General features: G+C 70.1%; 20 protein-coding genes and 1 pseudogene. 13 read left to right on the forward strand and 8 right to left on the reverse strand.

What is annotated here, in order from left to right:
* Window positions 1–15 precede the first annotated feature (15 nt).
* Together JAV76_RS01760 and JAV76_RS01765 are read left to right on the forward strand one after the other, a co-directional pair.
* Window positions 16–186, forward strand: a complete 171-nt coding sequence (locus tag JAV76_RS01760; protein WP_198732289.1) for a hypothetical protein — start codon at window positions 16–18, stop codon at window positions 184–186.
* On the forward strand, window positions 183–797 hold the full coding sequence (locus JAV76_RS01765; protein WP_198732290.1) for a LysE family translocator: 615 nt from the start codon (window positions 183–185) through the stop codon (window positions 795–797). The genes JAV76_RS01760 and JAV76_RS01765 overlap by 4 nt, the downstream gene beginning before the upstream one ends.
* Before the next feature lie 204 nt (window positions 798–1,001).
* Here the strand turns inward: JAV76_RS01765 and JAV76_RS01770 are convergent, their stop codons facing one another.
* Window positions 1,002–1,631: a TetR/AcrR family transcriptional regulator gene (locus JAV76_RS01770; RefSeq protein ID WP_198732291.1), complete on the reverse strand. Its 630-nt coding sequence runs from the start codon at window positions 1,629–1,631 to the stop codon at window positions 1,002–1,004.
* A gap of 111 nt (window positions 1,632–1,742) precedes the next feature.
* Between JAV76_RS01770 and JAV76_RS01775 the strand changes: the two genes are divergently transcribed.
* The 4 genes from JAV76_RS01775 to JAV76_RS01790 all read left to right on the forward strand — a co-directional run bounded on the left by JAV76_RS01775 (window position 1,743) and on the right by JAV76_RS01790 (window position 4,321).
* Window positions 1,743–2,966: an alpha/beta hydrolase gene (locus JAV76_RS01775; protein ID WP_198732292.1), complete on the forward strand. Its 1,224-nt coding sequence runs from the start codon at window positions 1,743–1,745 to the stop codon at window positions 2,964–2,966.
* A gap of 230 nt (window positions 2,967–3,196) precedes the next feature.
* On the forward strand, window positions 3,197–3,445 hold the full coding sequence (locus JAV76_RS01780; RefSeq protein ID WP_307843945.1) for a toxin HicA: 249 nt from the start codon (window positions 3,197–3,199) through the stop codon (window positions 3,443–3,445).
* On the forward strand, window positions 3,442–3,789 hold the full coding sequence (locus JAV76_RS01785) for a type II toxin-antitoxin system HicB family antitoxin (protein ID WP_198732293.1): 348 nt from the start codon (window positions 3,442–3,444) through the stop codon (window positions 3,787–3,789). Before JAV76_RS01780 ends, JAV76_RS01785 begins: the two co-directional genes overlap by 4 nt.
* On the forward strand, window positions 3,779–4,321 hold the full coding sequence (locus tag JAV76_RS01790; RefSeq protein WP_198732294.1) for a GNAT family N-acetyltransferase: 543 nt from the start codon (window positions 3,779–3,781) through the stop codon (window positions 4,319–4,321). The genes JAV76_RS01785 and JAV76_RS01790 overlap by 11 nt, the downstream gene beginning before the upstream one ends.
* 91 nt (window positions 4,322–4,412) lie before the next feature.
* Here JAV76_RS01790 and JAV76_RS01795 read toward each other — a convergent pair whose 3' ends face one another.
* On the reverse strand, window positions 4,413–4,952 hold the full coding sequence (locus JAV76_RS01795) for a hypothetical protein (RefSeq protein ID WP_198732295.1): 540 nt from the start codon (window positions 4,950–4,952) through the stop codon (window positions 4,413–4,415).
* Entirely contained in the window at window positions 4,949–5,122 is a 174-nt protein-coding gene (locus JAV76_RS01800; protein WP_198732296.1) for a hypothetical protein, read from the reverse strand. The genes JAV76_RS01795 and JAV76_RS01800 overlap by 4 nt, the downstream gene beginning before the upstream one ends.
* 417 nt (window positions 5,123–5,539) lie before the next feature.
* Here JAV76_RS01800 and JAV76_RS01805 point away from each other — a divergent pair, with 417 nt between their 5' ends.
* The gene (locus tag JAV76_RS01805) at window positions 5,540–6,079 is read left to right on the forward strand and encodes a GNAT family N-acetyltransferase (protein WP_198732297.1); all 540 of its coding nucleotides are present in this window, start codon (window positions 5,540–5,542) and stop codon (window positions 6,077–6,079) included.
* Window positions 6,080–6,124: 45 nt separating this feature from the next.
* On the opposite strand, the pseudogene JAV76_RS01810 reads toward JAV76_RS01805, so the two are convergent.
* Window positions 6,125–6,703: pseudogene (locus JAV76_RS01810) on the reverse strand (class I SAM-dependent methyltransferase); the annotation flags it as partial.
* A gap of 55 nt (window positions 6,704–6,758) precedes the next feature.
* Here JAV76_RS01810 and JAV76_RS01815 point away from each other — a divergent pair.
* Window positions 6,759–7,280, forward strand: coding sequence for a hypothetical protein (locus tag JAV76_RS01815; protein WP_198732298.1), 522 nt, complete (start codon window positions 6,759–6,761; stop codon window positions 7,278–7,280).
* A 15-nt stretch (window positions 7,281–7,295) separates the two neighbouring features.
* Here JAV76_RS01815 and JAV76_RS01820 read toward each other — a convergent pair whose 3' ends face one another.
* Window positions 7,296–8,009 (reverse strand): CPBP family intramembrane glutamic endopeptidase, encoded by a 714-nt coding sequence (locus JAV76_RS01820; protein WP_198732299.1) that lies wholly within the window; start codon window positions 8,007–8,009, stop codon window positions 7,296–7,298.
* Window positions 8,010–8,200: 191 nt separating this feature from the next.
* On the opposite strand from JAV76_RS01820, the gene JAV76_RS01825 reads away from it, so the two are divergent.
* The gene (locus tag JAV76_RS01825) at window positions 8,201–9,790 is read left to right on the forward strand and encodes an alpha/beta hydrolase (protein WP_198732300.1); all 1,590 of its coding nucleotides are present in this window, start codon (window positions 8,201–8,203) and stop codon (window positions 9,788–9,790) included.
* A gap of 72 nt (window positions 9,791–9,862) precedes the next feature.
* Here the strand turns inward: JAV76_RS01825 and JAV76_RS01830 are convergent, their stop codons facing one another.
* Complete coding sequence (locus JAV76_RS01830) at window positions 9,863–10,357, reverse strand: MarR family winged helix-turn-helix transcriptional regulator (RefSeq protein ID WP_198732301.1); 495 nt, start codon at window positions 10,355–10,357, stop codon at window positions 9,863–9,865.
* 94 nt (window positions 10,358–10,451) lie between these two features.
* On the opposite strand from JAV76_RS01830, the gene JAV76_RS01835 reads away from it, so the two are divergent.
* Window positions 10,452–11,243, forward strand: coding sequence for an SDR family NAD(P)-dependent oxidoreductase (locus JAV76_RS01835; protein ID WP_198732302.1), 792 nt, complete (start codon window positions 10,452–10,454; stop codon window positions 11,241–11,243).
* A gap of 101 nt (window positions 11,244–11,344) precedes the next feature.
* On the opposite strand, the gene JAV76_RS01840 is transcribed toward JAV76_RS01835, so the two are convergent.
* Window positions 11,345–12,241: a helix-turn-helix transcriptional regulator gene (locus JAV76_RS01840; protein WP_198732303.1), complete on the reverse strand. Its 897-nt coding sequence runs from the start codon at window positions 12,239–12,241 to the stop codon at window positions 11,345–11,347.
* A gap of 201 nt (window positions 12,242–12,442) precedes the next feature.
* Between JAV76_RS01840 and JAV76_RS01845 the strand changes: the two genes are divergently transcribed.
* The gene (locus tag JAV76_RS01845; protein ID WP_198732304.1) at window positions 12,443–13,231 is read left to right on the forward strand and encodes a DUF3159 domain-containing protein; all 789 of its coding nucleotides are present in this window, start codon (window positions 12,443–12,445) and stop codon (window positions 13,229–13,231) included.
* Between the two features lie 25 nt (window positions 13,232–13,256).
* Window positions 13,257–14,207: an SDR family oxidoreductase gene (locus JAV76_RS01850; protein ID WP_198732305.1), complete on the forward strand. Its 951-nt coding sequence runs from the start codon at window positions 13,257–13,259 to the stop codon at window positions 14,205–14,207.
* 95 nt (window positions 14,208–14,302) lie between these two features.
* On the opposite strand, the gene JAV76_RS01855 is transcribed toward JAV76_RS01850, so the two are convergent.
* Window positions 14,303–14,785 (reverse strand): GyrI-like domain-containing protein, encoded by a 483-nt coding sequence (locus JAV76_RS01855; protein WP_198732306.1) that lies wholly within the window; start codon window positions 14,783–14,785, stop codon window positions 14,303–14,305.
* A gap of 158 nt (window positions 14,786–14,943) precedes the next feature.
* Between JAV76_RS01855 and JAV76_RS01860 the strand changes: the two genes are divergently transcribed.
* Window positions 14,944–15,708: a sulfite exporter TauE/SafE family protein gene (locus tag JAV76_RS01860; RefSeq protein ID WP_198732307.1), complete on the forward strand. Its 765-nt coding sequence runs from the start codon at window positions 14,944–14,946 to the stop codon at window positions 15,706–15,708.
* Window position 15,709 lies beyond the last annotated feature (1 nt).

The raw sequence follows: 15,709 nt of genomic DNA on the forward strand, positions 1-15,709 counted from the left end.
TCATAGACTCACCGCGTGCCCACCCTGGTCGAAGTCGTGACGTCCATCGATGCTGTCCCCGACGTAGTCCTCAGGCTTGGGCTCGGCGACGAGGTCACCCTCCGCGCGCTCCGCCACGAACATCTCTTCCACGACCTCGGTGACGGCGGGACGCAGGTGACCGGCCTCAGGGTGTCCGCGCCATGACCCTCGTGCTCCTGGCACTGACGGTACTTCCCTTCGTCGTCAGCCCCGGCGCGAGCTTCGCCATCACGATCGACGCCGCCAGCAGCGGCGACCGTCGCGCACCGGTCAAGGTGTGGGCAGGGACGGCGCTCGGTATCACTGTCATCGCGTCGATCGCCGCCCTCAGCGGTGTCGCGCGGTTCCTCGCCGAGAACGCCACCGCCCGGTCCGTCTTCGGAGTGGCGGGTGGCACGGTCCTGGTGATCCTCGGCGTCGGCTCCCTGGTCAAGGCACGCAGGTCGACGCATCTCACGACGCCTGGTCCTCGTCCGGCCCGGCAGCTCGTGCTCTGGGCGTTCCTCGCCCTCATCACCAACGTCAAGGCGCTCAGCCTCTACGCGCTGGTCGTCCCGGGGCTAGGCACGGATGATCTCGCCGGCCCTGCACTCTTCTTCCTGTTCGCCGGCGTGCACGTCGTGATGCTCCTCCTGTGGCTGACCCTCGTGGGAGAAGGCGTGCGTCGCATCCCGAGCATCGGCACCTCGCCGCGAGTCCGCGCGGGCCTCCTGAGCGTCGCCGCTGTCACACTCATCGTCATCGGCACGCTGACGCTTGCTGAAGCACTGCGGTGAGAGTGCGCCAGCTCGACCGTCAGCAGTCGGTCGCCCAGGCGGCGTGGACGGTCCGGCCGTCCTGACGCGGCCTATAGTGACGTCGCGCAGACCATACGGAACTCCTCAGGTACCAGCCCAGAGCCACCGCAGGGCGTCCGGGAGGAGGACACCTCCGCGGTCGGGGCTGTGTCCTCCATCGCCGGTCACCAGGGCGCAATTCCGTCAGGTGTGCAGCCGGTTGACGAGTGCGCCGTGGGCGGCGAGGTCCACGATGCGCACGAGAGCCTGGGCCCAGTCCTCTCGGGTGGTCGTCTCCGTCAGAGGCACTCGTGTGAACCCCACCAGCGTGAACCACGTGAACAGGGTCAGGGTGGACGGCTCGGGGCCGGGTTCCTGGTGGGCAGTTCCCGCCACGGTGCGAAGCGCCGCCTCGATCCGGTCTGCGCTGCTCTGCAGGTCCTGGGTCCCGGCGGCGATCAGCTCGGGGGTGGACAGCGCCACGAGTCGTCTGCGGACGTTCAGCTGCCACTCGTCGTCGGGGATCGCCCGGACGGCCTGCAGGGCGGTGTCCGCCAGGAGCTGGGCCACCGGTGTGCTGGTGGGCGGTGATGCCTCCAAGGCGGTGAGCAACCGGTAGATGAAGGGGTCGTGCCAGACGAGGCTCGCCTTGGTGGAGAAGGCACGAAAGAGGGTCCGCTCGGAGACCCCTGCACGCTCTGCGATCTGGACCGTGCTCGTCGCACCGAACCCTTGCTCGATGAACAGGTCGACGGCCGCCCGCTGGAGGCGCTGACGAGTAACGTCACGGCGGCTGCGGCGTCCGTCAGGACGGGCGGGGTGCGAGGCGGTCACTGACCAATCATAGATCCAACCTCACCCGGGAGGGCGCGGTTGACGGACCACAGTCATCAACCTAATGTCAGCAACTGACACTAGATCTGCGATTGGACTCACATGCCCTCCATGGCCGACCACCCGACCTCACCCGATCTCGGGGACTCGCGCCCCAGGACCGGACGTGGCCGGCATGCCGGTGCCGCGGTGCTGCTGATCGTCTGGGCGGCCCTCAACCTCATCTGCATCTTGGGGCTCCTCCTGCCGGTCTACCCCGGCGAGCTGCTCCTCACCGCCGGACTGGTCACGGGGCTGGTCTTCCCGTTCCTGACGGTCCTGGTCGTGGCCGACGCCGTCGTCGCGGTGCTCGCCCGGAAGAAGAACAGGACGTTCCTCGCGATGGTCGCCGCAGTCCTGGCCGTCGCCCTCGCAGCAGGTATCGCGTGGCCGACCGTCGGCGCGGCCCACGCAGCACAGAGAGCGGGAACGTCCCTCTCCGTCTCTCGGCTGTTCGAGTCCCGGCCAGCAGAGGGGAGCACGAAGCCCGCTGAGACCCAGACCTATCGGACGGTGGGCGGGGAAGACCTCGAGGTCGACGTCTGGGCTCCTGCGAGCCCCGACGCCGCGGAGAAGGCGAGTCACGCGTCTCTCGTCTACGTCTTCGGCGGCGGCTGGGTCGGCGGTGACCGAGCTCAGTGGGCACCGTTCTTCCAGGCCCTCACGGCGCAGGGAATCACGGTCTTCTCCATCGACTACCGCCTCTCCACCCCGCAGGCCCCCTCATGGTCGACGTCGATCACGGACGTGAGGTGCGCGATCGGTTGGGTGCACGACCAGGCCGACCGTTATGACCTCGACCCGGGTCGAGTCGCGATCGGTGGTGGTTCCGCAGGGGCCAACCTGGCGATGCTCGCCGGGTACACCAGCGACCACCCAGCGCCTGAGGGTTGCGGAGAGGACACCTCGGTGCGCGCAGTCATCGACTTCTACGGCCCCGGCGACCTCACAGCTCTGGAAGCGGACTCAGGTTCCACCGAGGCCGTGAGGATGCTGCACACCTACCTCGGTGCGACCTCCGCCGAAGAGCCCGACCGCTACACGGACATGTCCCCCATCACCCACATCTCCTCGGACACGCCCCCCACCCTGATCCTCCACGGGACGCACGACGGCATGGTGCCGGCGGAACAAGCCGAGGAGCTCGCCGCCGCACTGACAAGGGCAGGCGTCGACAATCACCTCGTGCTCATCGGCGGCGCGCAGCACGGCTTCGACATGCTCTGGGGCACCCTCGCCAACCAGATCGCACAAGCAGAGGTCACCACCTTCCTCGACACGTACGTGACCAGCTGACCCAGCGTGCCGGGAGGACCGCGGCGACCAGCGAACGGTGCGAGGGGATCGCGCCCGAACTCGGCTCCCTTAACGGACCCCTGGCCGAAGAGCTCCTCTACGCCCGCGAATGGCCCTCCGAAGCGCACCGCACCGCCGCGACTGACGTCTGGGACATCCACCGCCCCGCATCGCCTCTGTTCGTCGGCACGCCCCTAGCAGAGCAGTACTACCCGCGGTACCATGGAGCAGTGCCTTCGGTAATCAAGATCGTCGCAGCGATGCGCAAGAGCCCCCGCAGCATCCGCTACGACGATCTGGCGAAGGTGTGCGAGCACTACTTCGGTCGGCCCCGAACCGGCAGCGGATCGCACGCGGTCTTCAAGACGCCCTGGCCCGGGGACCCGCGGGTCAACATCCAGAACGACCACGGACAGGCCAAGCCATACCAAGTCAGGCAAGTTCTCGCCGCGATCGAGAAGAAGGAGGCAGAGGCATGAACGCCGCCAGCACCGTGGACATCACTCGGTACACCTACCGGGTCACCTGGTCCGCCGAGGACGAGGAGTACGTCGCCACCTGCCTGGAACTGCCTTCCCTCTCGTGGCTGGCCGACACCCAGGAAGATGCCCTCCGAGGGCTGCGCGAACTCCTCGCCGATGTCATCGAGGACATGCTCAGCAATGACGAGCCGGTACCTGAGCCGCTGTCGTCACGGGCCTACTCCGGCAAGTTCAACCTGCGTATCGGAGAGCAGCTCCACCGCAGACTCGCGATGGAGGCAGCGCAGGAGCACCTGAGCCTCAACCAGTACGTCGTACGCCGCCTGACGAGTGCTTCCTGACGGCACCGCGTCCGCCCGTGCCGTTGCCAGACCTGGGGTTGTCGCCGGGCCCATCCGCAGGTCGAGCCTCGACCTGGAGCCCCTACGGGTCGAGCACGCCGACGAGGCGGCTCAGGCCTTCGACGACGTGGCGCTTCACCAGTACACCGGGAGCTCCCCGGCCAGCGCCGAGGAGCTCCGATCGCACTATGAGCGCCAGGTCGTCGGGCGATCTCCTGACGGGTCACAGACCTGGTTGAACTGGATGCTGCGAAGGCTCGGCACCGCGGAGCTGATCGGCACAGTCCAGGCGACCGTCACCGACGACGGGACGGCAGAGGTCGCCTGGATCGTCTCGACCGACTACCAAGGCTCCGGTTACGCCCGCGAGGCCGCCGTCGCCCTGGCCGCCTGGTTACGACAGCACCACGTGAGCGGTCTCATGGCGCACGTCCACCCGGACCACACCGCTTCAGCCGGAGTGGCACGTGCCATCGGCCTGCGATGTACAGGGACCATCGTCGATGGTGAGGAACGCTGGAGCGACCGCTGACCATCGGCGGCGGTGATCCCTCTTCATGTCGACGATCAGCGTCTTCCGCCTTCGCTCTTTCCTTGAGGCGCCCTGCATGCTCTTTCCAGGATTACGAGCTCGCGGTCAGTGCGGTGCGGATCGCGTCGGGGTCGCGGAGGCTCGAGGCGGTGACGACGCGCGTCAGCACGGCCAGAGGGTCCGCGAGGCTGTCCCGTTGGGCCGGGTGGCTGACGAGCAGCCCGAAGAGCTGCTCCAGGGCCGTGGCGCGGTCGACGAAGTACCCCCGGCCTTCGTAGCCGGAGCAGTCCGCCGAGCGTTCGCCGCGCGAGGTGCCCACGCGAACTGTCACCGGGCAGGTTCGCGGCTCCCACTCGAGACCCACCGTCGCCAGCGCCGCAGTGATGGCACCCGCACAGAACCCGGGGTGCCGCAGACGCGTGCGGGTCGCCTCCACATCCAGCCGCACGACCTCGGACCACGGCACGCTCCACCCCTCACGCTGCCCGTCGCGGGGCGAAGCAGGCCGCCCCGCGCCTGCCGGCCGCTCGTGAACGCCGTCGACGTCGAGCAGGACGTGGGTGCCAGCCGGGTTGCCGAGCGCGAGGCCACCGTCGGCCACGCACACGTACGCCACGCGATGGCCGGTCATCCGCACGAGCCCGGCTGACGGCTCGCCATCGCGCACCGGTATCGGGCTCCTCCGTCGCGCAGGGTCAGGCCGGCGCCGCTCTCGGTGAGCCGGTAGTCGACGGCGGCCGGTCGTGCGCACGGTTCGAGCTCGGCGACCGGGGTGGTCGCTCCGGTGTGCGTCCTCGACACGAGATTGCCTCCTTGTGGGCCCCGGTCAGCCGGGGCAGATTCCACGGGTAGATATCGAAGAGAGTCGCTCGAGGTGAAAGGCATGATGCTCTCGGTGACCTGCGCGCTGGATGAGGTGACCCGGGCCAGGGTAGCTGTTGTCGGTGGTGGTCGGACTCCCACGCGGGGCGGCGCCACGTCTTCGATGAGGGTACGAGACCGACCTCCCGGGGACACCCCTGCCACGATGGTCCGATGTCCTCAAACCCACCTTCGGCAATCGCTCCAGCGCTCTCGCCCTCAGGGCTTCGGCGCGTCCAGCTGGGCTGGGCCGAGCGCCTCAGGATCCCCGACGGAGCCCTGACATCGGCAGGGACCCGATTCTTCCCACGTGACGCCGCCAGCGCTGTCGTGGTCCTGCAGCTGGGTGGTTCCTGCATGGTCGTGGGACCGGGATCCGCGACGGACGTGATCGACGGTCTCGACGAGCGGACGCTGCTCGATGCGGACGGTGTGGCCGGGAGGCTCGTCGGGTTGGATGCACGGCCCATCGGCAGCGCGTCCCTCTGGTTCCGCGACAGACGGCCCGTCGAGGAGTCGTCGGTCGGCGCGCGGCGGGTTTCACCCGCGGCCGTCGAGGAACTCCGGGCTAGCGTCCAGGCCGACGAGTGGGACGAGAGCGGACTCTCGACCATGCCGCAGCGGTGGGGGTCCTTCACGGCGGACGGTCGGGTGGCCGCGGTGGCCGGGTACGAGCGGTGGGGGGCTGATGTCGCGCAGATGGGTGTCGCGGCCGGGCCGTCGGAACGCGGACACGGATATGCGGCAGCGGCGGCAGCAGCAGCCATGACGGTGGCTCTGGGTGAGGGTCTGGTCGTGCAGTGGCGCGGTCGAGTCGGGAACGTGGGTTCAGAACGGCTGGCGGCCCGGCTCGGGTACGTGCGCCTGGGACTCCAGAGCGCCGTCGCACTGGGCTGATCCTGCGTCCTGGATGCCCGTGAACGAAGAACTCGCGGAGCGCCGTCAGGTCGTCAGGCGCGTGCATGCCCGGTAGACCACCAGGCGTGAGCGTTCCGTGACGCTCTCGCCCAACCATCCCGCGCGCACCTCGATGTCCACGAGTCCCGCTTCCAGCAGCGCTGTCTCGAAGGCATGGGCGCCGCGGAAGTGCAGGACGCTCGTGCGGACCCGGGGATCGCCGCCGGGCAGGACGGTGTGCGACTCGAACGTCACGCGTTCGCCTGCGACCTCTGCCACCTCGACCCACTCGACGAGCGGGCCCACCGGGGTGTCCCGTCGGGCCAGGGTCGCGTCCTTGGTCCAGGTCTCCCACTCGCGCGCCGCGGGGTTGCGCGACTCGAAGCTGACGACCCCACCGGGACGCAGCGCACCGGCGATGCGGGTGAGGGCCTCGGCCAGCTGGTCGTCGTCGAGGTGCATGATCGCGTTCCCCGTGGCCAGCACGAGGTCGACGTCGCCGGTCGGGGCGATCCGCGCGGCGTCGCCCTCGATCCAGGTCACGTCCATAGCGCCCGGTTGTGCCCGCGCCCAGCTCAGCATCGTGGCGCTCGGGTCGATACCGATGACTTCGCGACCCGGTCCGGCGAGCGTCCTGGTCCTGAGCGGGGCAACTAGCGGATCCGAAGGTCAGGCCTATGTGCTGACGACCGTGCCGCAAGATGGGAGCGGGTCGGCACACAGACACGGTGAGGTCGCACCACGGGAGGTGGGGCACCAAGACGAGGGGGCAGCCATGAGGGGCAGGTCGAACGGCAGGAACGGCTGCGCAGCACGTCGATCCCTGGGGGTGGGTGTGGCGCTGGTGGCGCTCGTGACCGCCTGCTCCGACCCCTCGGTCGATGCGTCGGAGCTCCCTGACCGGCCGGCTGACCTCGAGGGGACCGTCGCCGGGGAGCCGTTGCCCTCCCTCGTCGACACGTCCCCCAGGGAGGACGGTGACTTCAGGGACGTGTCAGGTGGGTATTTCGAAGGCATGTCCCTCCGTGACAGGTCAGCGCAGGGCGACACGATCGTCGTCGGTCATGACGGCCGTACGGTCACGCGCTCTGATCTTGCCGCCGGGGACACCGTCGAGGTCTGGATCGGCGACGAATGCGCAGAGTCCGTGCCCGTGCAGTGCGAGATCGTCGCGATCCGCGTCGTGTCACGAGCCGGCTGAGGAAGCTCCCGACGGTCAGCCGGCGATCAGGCCGGCGTGGACGACCGTGATGATCGACGATGACGCGTTGTTGACGGCATGGACGACGACTCCTGGCCAGATGGACCTCGTCCTGTGCATCAGCCACGCGGCCGCGAACCCCACCACGAGCGCCACCGGGGTGGCGACGTTGATGCCGTGGCTCAGGGCGAACACGATGCTGCTGAGGATCGCGGCGAGCCAGAAACTGTATCGGGTGAGCAGGGAGAAGAGCACTCCGCGGAAGAGGAGCTCCTCACCGATGGGGGTCAGGACCGCACCGAGGAGGATCGCGCCGACGAACCCGGCGATCCCGCTGGTCGCCGCCGACTGGTAGCCGGCCTGGACGTCCGCGGCGTCGGTGGTGAGGCTCACGAAAGCGGTGACGCCGAGGTTCAGGGCGACGACCCCGATCCCCACGGCGAGGGCGATGGCGAGCCATCTCGGTTCGACACGGCGGATGCCGAAGAGCGAGGGCGTCCGCTTGCGGACGGCGATCATGAGGAGGACCCCGCCGAGCGGGGCGAGACCGGAGATCGCGAACAGCGCCAGTCCCTTCGCCGCGGTGTCGTCGTCCGGCATCTGGAGATAGAGCACGATCCCGGCGGCGTAGAGGGCGAGCGCGAGGGCGACAGCGACCCAGAGGTGGGGCCACGTGACCCGACGGTCCGAGACCGTCTCGAGCTGGTCGGTTCGATCATGGTCGGACATTCGGGTCTCCCTGGTGCGTGGGGTCTGGTGCGTGCAGGACCGCGGCGGCGCTTCCCGCCCCCGGACGTGTCGTCCCTGCCGGAGACCGGAATGCCCTTCTCATGGCACTTGTCTATCACAGCGTGCTAGTTTCGTCCGTGTTGATTATCACGCTGTATCAGTCCAGAGCGCGACCACGAGAGGAAGCGACCATGTCGACCATCACCCCGCACCAGACACCCCGGGACCGTGAGACGAGCCGGCCGACAAGACCGAGGGCGGCGGTGGCGGCCGCTGCGTCGCTCCTGCTGGTCGCCGGGTGCGCAGCCGCCGCACCGGACGACGACGAGAGCCCGACCACGGTGGGACTCGAGCGATTCATGGGCCAGGAGCTCGACTTCGGGGCGTGCGACCCGACCATCGTGGGCTCCCAGCCGCCCGTCCCCGAGATCCTCGAAGCGGCGGAGAGGACCGAGTGCGCCACGCTCGAGGTGCCGATCGACTACGAGGACCCCGACGGCACGACCATCGACATCGCCGTGACGCGCAACGCCGCCACCGGTGACGATCCGATCGGCTCCGTCGTCCTCAACCCGGGCGGGCCCGGCTTCCAGGCGACGACGTTCTCCCCCCTGGTCACCGCGCTGTGGACGGGCGGCCCCCTCACCGAGCGCTTCGACGTCGTCGGCTTCGACCCCCGCGGGGTCGGCCTCAGCCGCCCGGCGGTCGACTGCTACATCGACGAGGAGCGTGACGCCGACGAGCCCCTCGCGGCCCTCGGGGAGTGGACGGAGGAGTCCGCACGCGCGATCGTCGAGAAGTGCGCGGACAGGACGGGAGACGAGGAGATCCTCGCCCACCTCGGGACCCGGGACGTCGCGCGCGACATGGACGTCCTCCGCTCGGCGCTCGGCGACGAGAAGCTCACCTACGCAGGCGCGAGCTACGGCACCCGGCTCGGAGCGGTGTACGCCGAGATGTTCCCCGAGAACGTCCGGGCCCTCGTCCTCGACGCCGCGGTGGACCCCCTGAAGAACACCCGTGAACGCCGGGTCCAGCTCACCGCCGGGCTCCAGGCCTCGTTCCAGCGGTTCGCCGACTTCTGCGCGACGCAGGCACCGTGCCCGCTCGGGACCGACCCGACCCAGGCCACCGCCGCGGCGCAGGAGCTCCTCCGGCCGCTCGTCGACAAGCCCCTGGTGGCGGCGGACGGACGGGAGGTCGGCTTCCTTGCCGCGAGCGAGGGCATCGTCTCCGGTCTGTACTCCGAGGCCAGCTGGCCGGCCATCGTCACAGGACTGGCGGATCTCGAGGCGGGGCGACCCGACGCCATCCTCGCGCTCCGCGACGGGTACTACGGACGGTCCGAGACCGGGGAGTACACGAACACCTACGAGGCCACCTTCGCCATCAACTGCCTCGACGAGGAACGACTCACCGCGGAGGAGATGACCGAGCTCGGTGACGACCTCAACGACGCAGCGCCGTTCCTCGACCCCGGAACCAGCCCGGCGACGCAGGACGGGTGCCAGTTCTGGCCGTCCGAGCCCACGCTCGGCTTCCCCTACGCCGACGACATCGACGGGCTGCCCCAGGTGCTCGTGATCTCCGCGACCGGAGACCCCGTGACGCCGCACGACGGCGGCATCAGCCTGGCCGAGACCCTCGGCGCACGACTGCTCACGGTGGACGCCAACCAGCACGGGACACTCATCTCACGCGACGAGTGCGTCGACGGGATCGTCGCCGACTACCTCGTCGACCTCGAGCTGCCCGACGACGGGGCGCGCTGCACCCTGTGATCAGGGTGGCGCAGCACGGTGTGCGGCTCGAGGACTCCGGGACGCCCTGATCCTCGGAGCAGAAGCTTGTTCTCAGCCGTCGCTCGTCGGCGTCCAGGGAGCGGTCGGATCGATGGTCGTCGCGATCCGGCCGCTGATGGCAGCGAGCTCACGCACCTGCGCCTCGGTGAGGGGGGCGAAGACGAGCTGCTCGACGAGGGCATGGTGCGCAGGGGTCGACCGAGCGACGAGGTCGTGCCCGTCGTCGGTGAGGATCGCCAGGGTGAACCGCCCGTCGGTCGGGTCCGCGGCTCGCCGGACCCAGCCCTTCTTCTCGAGCCGCGAGACCGCTCGCGACAGCCTGGACAGCGTGCTGCTCGCGTAGCCGGCGAGCGTGCTCATGCGCAGCGATCGATCCTCCGCGCTGTCCAGGGCGAAGAGCAGCCCGTGCTCGTAGTGGCTCAGGTCGTGGTCGCGTCGCAGCTGGGCGTCGAGCGCTGCGGGGAGGCGCTCGAGCACCGTGGCGACGGAGGCCCACGCGACGAGGTGATCATGGCTGAGACCAGAGGACCCGACAGGGGAAGGCATCGTCCCAGTCTAGTGACTTGCTCAAGCAAGTGACTTCCCATAGGCTGACTTGCTCAGGCAAGTCATCGACGGATACCCCAGGGAGAGAGCGCACATGGATCTGCAGCTACGTGACAAGACGGCGTTCATCAGCGGTTCGACACGGGGGATCGGCCGTGCCGTCGCGGCGAGGCTGGCCGCAGAGGGCGCGAGGGTCATCGTGAACGGGCGCACCCGCGAGGGGGTCGACGCGGTCGTGGAGGATCTCAGGCGCGCGCACCCCGGCTCCGATCACACCGGGATCGTCGCGGACTTCACCGATCTTGCGTCCGTCGAGTCGCTGGTCGTCGAGCTCGGAGCCGTCGACATCCTGGTCAACAACGTCGGCCTCTTCGGTCTCGCGGACTTCGAGTCCGTGACGGACGACGAGTGGGAGCGCTATCTCGAGGTCAACCTGATGAGCGGGGTCCGCCTGTCCAGGCACGCGCTTCCCGGCATGCTCGAGCGCGGCTGGGGCCGCATCCTCTTCATCAGCAGCGAGTCCGGGGTGAACGTGCCGGCCGACATGATCCACTACGGCGTCACCAAGGCCGCGAGCATCGCGCTCGGCAACGGCCTCGCCAAGCGCACCCGCGGCACAGCCGTGACGGTCAACACGGTCCTCGGCGGCCCGACCTACTCGGACGGCGTCGCCACCACGGTCGAGTCCATCGCAGCGGACCGGTCCGCACCGGCGGAGGCGGTCAAGGCGTCGATCATCGGCCAGAACCGGACGACGCTGCTCGAACGCTTCATCGAGCCCGAGGAGATCGCGTCGCTCGTCGCCTACCTGGCGAGTCCTCTAGCGTCAGCGACGAACGGGGCAGCGGTGCGCGTGGACGGCGGGGTCCTCACAGGAATGCTCTAGACGACGCGGAGCGTCACGGTCAGCGGCACGAGCCGGCTGAGACGGCGCCCGAGCCCCGACCTGCGCAGGTGCACCGTCGAGGGCATCGAGATCGACGCCGACTACCTCGTCGACCTCGAGCTGCCCGACGACGGGGCGCGCTGCACCCTGTGACCCGCGGTCGGCGTGCCACCCGCACCGATGACGGACAGCAGCTCCAACCTCTCGTAGCTCTCGGATCCCGGCACCGCCGTGTACACGAGCAGGAGGTGGGACTGCTGCGGGTCCACGAGAGTCTGACAGTGCAGCTCCAACGCTCCCACCTGGGGGTGGACGAACCGTTTGACGTCGTGGTGCCGCACCCCGACCTCGTGGGAGGCCCACAGGCGCCGCAGCTCGTCGCTGCGGGAGAGGGCGAGCTCGGCCAGCTGTTCCGCCCGGGAGCCCGGCCCACGAAGGGTGACGACGCGGCGCAGGTGCGACGCGTACACGCGGGACAGGTGCCCGTGATCCTCCGGTGGGTACAGCGCCCTGCTGTCGGGGTCCGTGAACCATCGGAAACCGATGCTCCGGGCGGGTCCCGTGTACGCGGCCCCGTCCCCGGTCAGCGCCACACCCAGGGGGGTCTGCCGCAGGGTCTCGCCCAGCTCGGTGACGATCTCGGCGGGTGTGTCCGTCAGACGATCGAGGATGCGCAGCATGCCAGGGCTGACGTGCTCGCTCAGCAGCCCCCGGGACGGTGGCTGGTGACCGGCGAGGCGGAAGAGGTGGTCGCGCTCGTCGAGGCTCAGGTGCAGACCCTGCGCGATCGACGCGATCATCTGCTCGGACGGCCTGGGCCCGCGCTCCCGTTCCAGACGCGCGTAGTAGTCGGTGGACATGTGGCAGAGGGCGGCGACCTCCTCACGCCGCAGTCCGACGGTCCGACGTCGCACCCCTCGAGGCAGACCGACGTCCTGGGGCTGTATCGCGTGCCTGCGGCGGCGGAGGAACTCCGCCAGACCCGTCCTGTCGATCACGGTCCATTCTCCTTCGTCTCGATACCCCCGTTCCTACCGTGCCCGACCGTCGGGAGCCACGGCCTGTCGATCCCCCTCTGAGCGATCCGCCGGGTGCAGCGCCCCGACGTCGCCCGCGCAGCCACGGATCATCAGGCCCTGGTTGGGTTCCGCGCCCTGGACGAGGCTGGCAGCGAACGCCGACCGACCCAGGAGGAACTCGTGACCCAGCACCCCACCCTCGTCAACCAGCTATCCGACCATGCCGGTCCCTTCGGCACCGCAGGCACAGCCAGCCCCGCCGACGACACGTCCGACGTCAGCGCGACCGCCCGCCGGGTGCTCGGGCTGCCCGACCCACCGGAGCAGTCCGCGGGGCGGGCCGCTGCCGGACGGGCCCTGGAGCGCGTCGGCGGACCGGTGGGCCTTGCCGCCGCGACCGCTCCGACGGTCGCCTTCGTCGTCACCGACGCCGCCGCAGGGCTCGAGGCGGCCTTCGTCGCTCTCGCGGTGACCGCGGTGCTCGCAAGCGGGGTGCGCCTCGCTCGTCGGGAGTCGCCCGGGGCCGCGGTCGCGGGCCTGCTGGTCGCTGCGGTCTGCGCGACCGTCGCGGCCGTCGCCGGCGAGGCCCGTGCCTTCTTCCTGCCGACGATGCTGCTGCCCGCCGTCTTCGTCCTCGCCTATGCCATCTCCTTCATGGCGCGCCGGCCCTTGGCGGGCCTCATGGTCAACCGCCTGGCGGGCGGGCCCCGCGACTGGCCCCGGCACCCTGCGCTGCGGCGCATCTACACGATCAGCTCGTTGATCGGCCTGACGATGGCCGGGGCGAACTTCGTGGTCCGCGTCGTGTTCTACGTCGCCGACGAGCCAGGTGTCCTCGCTGCGATCCAGGTCGGTCTGCCGCTGCTGTTCGCCGTCCACTTCGCGGTCACCCTGGTCGTCGCCCGCCAGACGGTCGGCAGGTCTCTCGCCGTCCCCCTCCCCTCGGCCCCCGCGCCGGACCTCCGCTGACCCCTCGACCACCAGGAGCGACACCATGCCTCGTACGCCTCACCTGCCCCTGCCCGACCTGTCCGGTCGGCGCGCCCTCGTCACCGGAGCCAGCGACGGGATCGGCCTCGGCATCGCCCAGAAGCTCGCAGCCGCGGGAGCCGAGGTCATCCTCCCCGTCCGCAACCGACCGAAGGGCGAGGCCGCCGCCGCCCTCCTCCGCCGTGGGGACCCCTCGGCCCGCCTCTCGGTGCGGGACCTCGACCTTGCGTCGCTGGCCTCCGTGGCCGCGCTGGGGGCCGAGCTGTGCGCCGAAGGTCGTCCGATCCACATCCTCGTGAACAACGCCGGGGTCATGACACCGCCCGAACGTCGGACCACCGTCGACGGGATCGAGCTGCAGCTCGGTACCAACCACCTCGGGCACGTCGCCCTCGTCGCCCACCTCCTGCCCTTGCTGTCCGCGGGCCGCGCGCGCGTCACCACGCAGATCAGCGTGGCTGCTCGCAGCGGCGCGGTGAACTGGGAAGACATCAACTGGGAGGGCTTCTACGACGGCCGGCGCGCCTACAGCCAGTCGAAGATCGCCCTCGGTCTCTTCGCGCTCGAGCTCGAGCGACACAGTCGCACCCACGGCTGGGGCATCACGAGCAACCTGTCGCACCCCGGCATCGCCCCGACGAGCCTGCTCTCCGCGCGCCCCGAGCTGGGACGGGACCGCGACACCCCGCAGATCGCCGTCATCCGACGGCTCTCCCGCGCGGGCATCCTGCTCGGGACGCTCGAGAGCGCCCAGCTGCCCGCCCTGCTCGCCGCCACGTCAGCGCAGGCGCACGGTGGACAGCTCTACGGTCCGGCCGGACCGGGCAACCTCGGTGGCGCCCCGGCCGAGCACGCCCTGTACCGTCCCCTGCGGGACGTCGCGGAGGCCGACCGGGTCTGGCGGGTGTCCGAGGAGCTCGCGGGAGTGACGTTCGGCAGGACGGCGACGGTGTGACCGAGGGGCGTGGCGCGTCGTCACCTGGTCGGTCGGGACGGGTGCGCGCGCAGGGCTCCCCGGCTGACCGGCGCCTGGCGGTCAGCGGTCAGCGGTCAAACGTCGGTGACCGGCTGGTACAGCTGGGTGCGGTTCGCGTCGGGGTCACCGTCTGGGGTGGGTTCGTTGAGATAGACCTCCCACGACCCCGACGTCACGCCGAGCCCCTGCTGCGCGACCCACTCGTGCAAGCGGGTCCACGCCTGGACCAGCCCGTCATAGCCGCCCTGGTACAGCACCGTCGCGACCCGGCCGCCGGGGAGCGACGAGGGCACCACGTCACCGGTCGGTTCCACGGGTTCGCGGACGGGGAAGCCGACCTCGAGGTCGCTCGTGTCGGTGGGTAGACGGACGTTGTAGGAGAAGGGCGGCCCCGCAGGCTCCGTACCGAGTCGCCCGAGCTCTTCCCCGAGGGCGGAGAAGGACCGGTCGAAGAACGACGGCAGCTCGCTCATCGGCACGACCCCCCGCACCACCATGGTGGGCGTCCCGTCGACGGTGATCAGCTCCGGGGTGGGCGGCTGCTGGGCGTCGGTCATGGTCGAGGTCCTCTCCCGGAGGTGAGCTGAGGCGCGTGGCGTCAGAGGGGCAGCCCGCTCCCACCGACGCTAGCCCTGCGGACCACACCTGTCCACGATCTACCGATATGTGAATGTCGGAGCACTGGACAGCAGCAAGCCTCACGGGACAATCGATGGTGCCCACCTCGTTGTTCGTGCCGGCCGACGTCATGCTCCTCGTGGTCCTCGCCCTGCTGATCCTCGTCAGCTCCCTCCTGCAGACCGTCACCGGCTTCGGGTTCGCGATCCTCTCCGCCCCCGTCGGCGCCGCGCTGGTGGGAGGCCCGGAAGCCGTCGGCATGGTCCTCGTCACCGGGACCGCCGTCGACGTCCTCATCCTCACGCTCCGCCGCCGCCTCCCCCGCCCACGGTGGGACGAGGTCGGCATCGTCGGTGTCGCCTCCGTCCCGGGCCTGGCCCTGGGCGCCTACCTCCTCGCCACCCTCCCGCCCTGCCCCCTCCTGCTGCTCATCGCAGCGACCGTCGTGGTCGCCGTGGCCATGCGATGGGTAGGTCTGCGCGCCGGACACACCCGTGTGGTCCCACGCCGGTGGGGTGTACTGGCAGGAATCTTCTCCGGCACGCTGGGCACCGCCACCACCCTGGGCGGGCCACCGACGGTCCTCTACCTCGCGCACAGGCCCTACGACCCCAGCACCGTCCGCGACACCCTGGTCACGCTCAACCTCGTGCGGCTGCCCCTGAGCCTCGTCGCGCTCGCCGCCGGTGGTGTCCTCGTCGTCATCCCGGGCATCGGGTGGCTCGTCGTCGCCGCCCTCGCCGGGTACCTCATGGGGCAACGCGTGTTCGCCCGCCTCGACACCGCCGGCTTCGACAGGGTCGTGCTCCTCGTGCTGCTCAGCGCCGCACTGGTAGCGACCGCCGCGGCGTTCCTCGGGTGAG

Source organism: Sanguibacter suaedae (assembly GCF_016342785.1).
In the GTDB taxonomy this organism is placed as follows: domain Bacteria; phylum Actinomycetota; class Actinomycetes; order Actinomycetales; family Cellulomonadaceae; genus Sanguibacter; species Sanguibacter suaedae.

Bases quoted from the DNA above. Each gene is read 5' to 3' on its own strand.
- JAV76_RS01805 (WP_198732297.1), top strand. From the start codon at position 5,540: ATGGTCGTGGGACCGGGATCCGCGACGGACGTGATCGACGGTCTCGAC.
- JAV76_RS01830 (WP_198732301.1), bottom strand. From the start codon at position 10,357: ATGCCTTCCCCTGTCGGGTCCTCTGGTCTCAGCCATGATCACCTCGTC.
- JAV76_RS01855 (WP_198732306.1), bottom strand. From the start codon at position 14,785: ATGACCGACGCCCAGCAGCCGCCCACCCCGGAGCTGATCACCGTCGAC.
- JAV76_RS01835 (WP_198732302.1), top strand. From the start codon at position 10,452: ATGGATCTGCAGCTACGTGACAAGACGGCGTTCATCAGCGGTTCGACA.
- JAV76_RS01785 (WP_198732293.1), top strand. From the start codon at position 3,442: ATGAACGCCGCCAGCACCGTGGACATCACTCGGTACACCTACCGGGTC.
- JAV76_RS01775 (WP_198732292.1), top strand. From the start codon at position 1,743: ATGGCCGACCACCCGACCTCACCCGATCTCGGGGACTCGCGCCCCAGG.
- JAV76_RS01850 (WP_198732305.1), top strand. From the start codon at position 13,257: ATGCCTCGTACGCCTCACCTGCCCCTGCCCGACCTGTCCGGTCGGCGC.
- JAV76_RS01795 (WP_198732295.1), bottom strand. From the start codon at position 4,952: ATGACCGGCCATCGCGTGGCGTACGTGTGCGTGGCCGACGGTGGCCTC.
- JAV76_RS01765 (WP_198732290.1), top strand. From the start codon at position 183: ATGACCCTCGTGCTCCTGGCACTGACGGTACTTCCCTTCGTCGTCAGC.
- JAV76_RS01825 (WP_198732300.1), top strand. From the start codon at position 8,201: ATGTCGACCATCACCCCGCACCAGACACCCCGGGACCGTGAGACGAGC.
- JAV76_RS01820 (WP_198732299.1), bottom strand. From the start codon at position 8,009: ATGTCCGACCATGATCGAACCGACCAGCTCGAGACGGTCTCGGACCGT.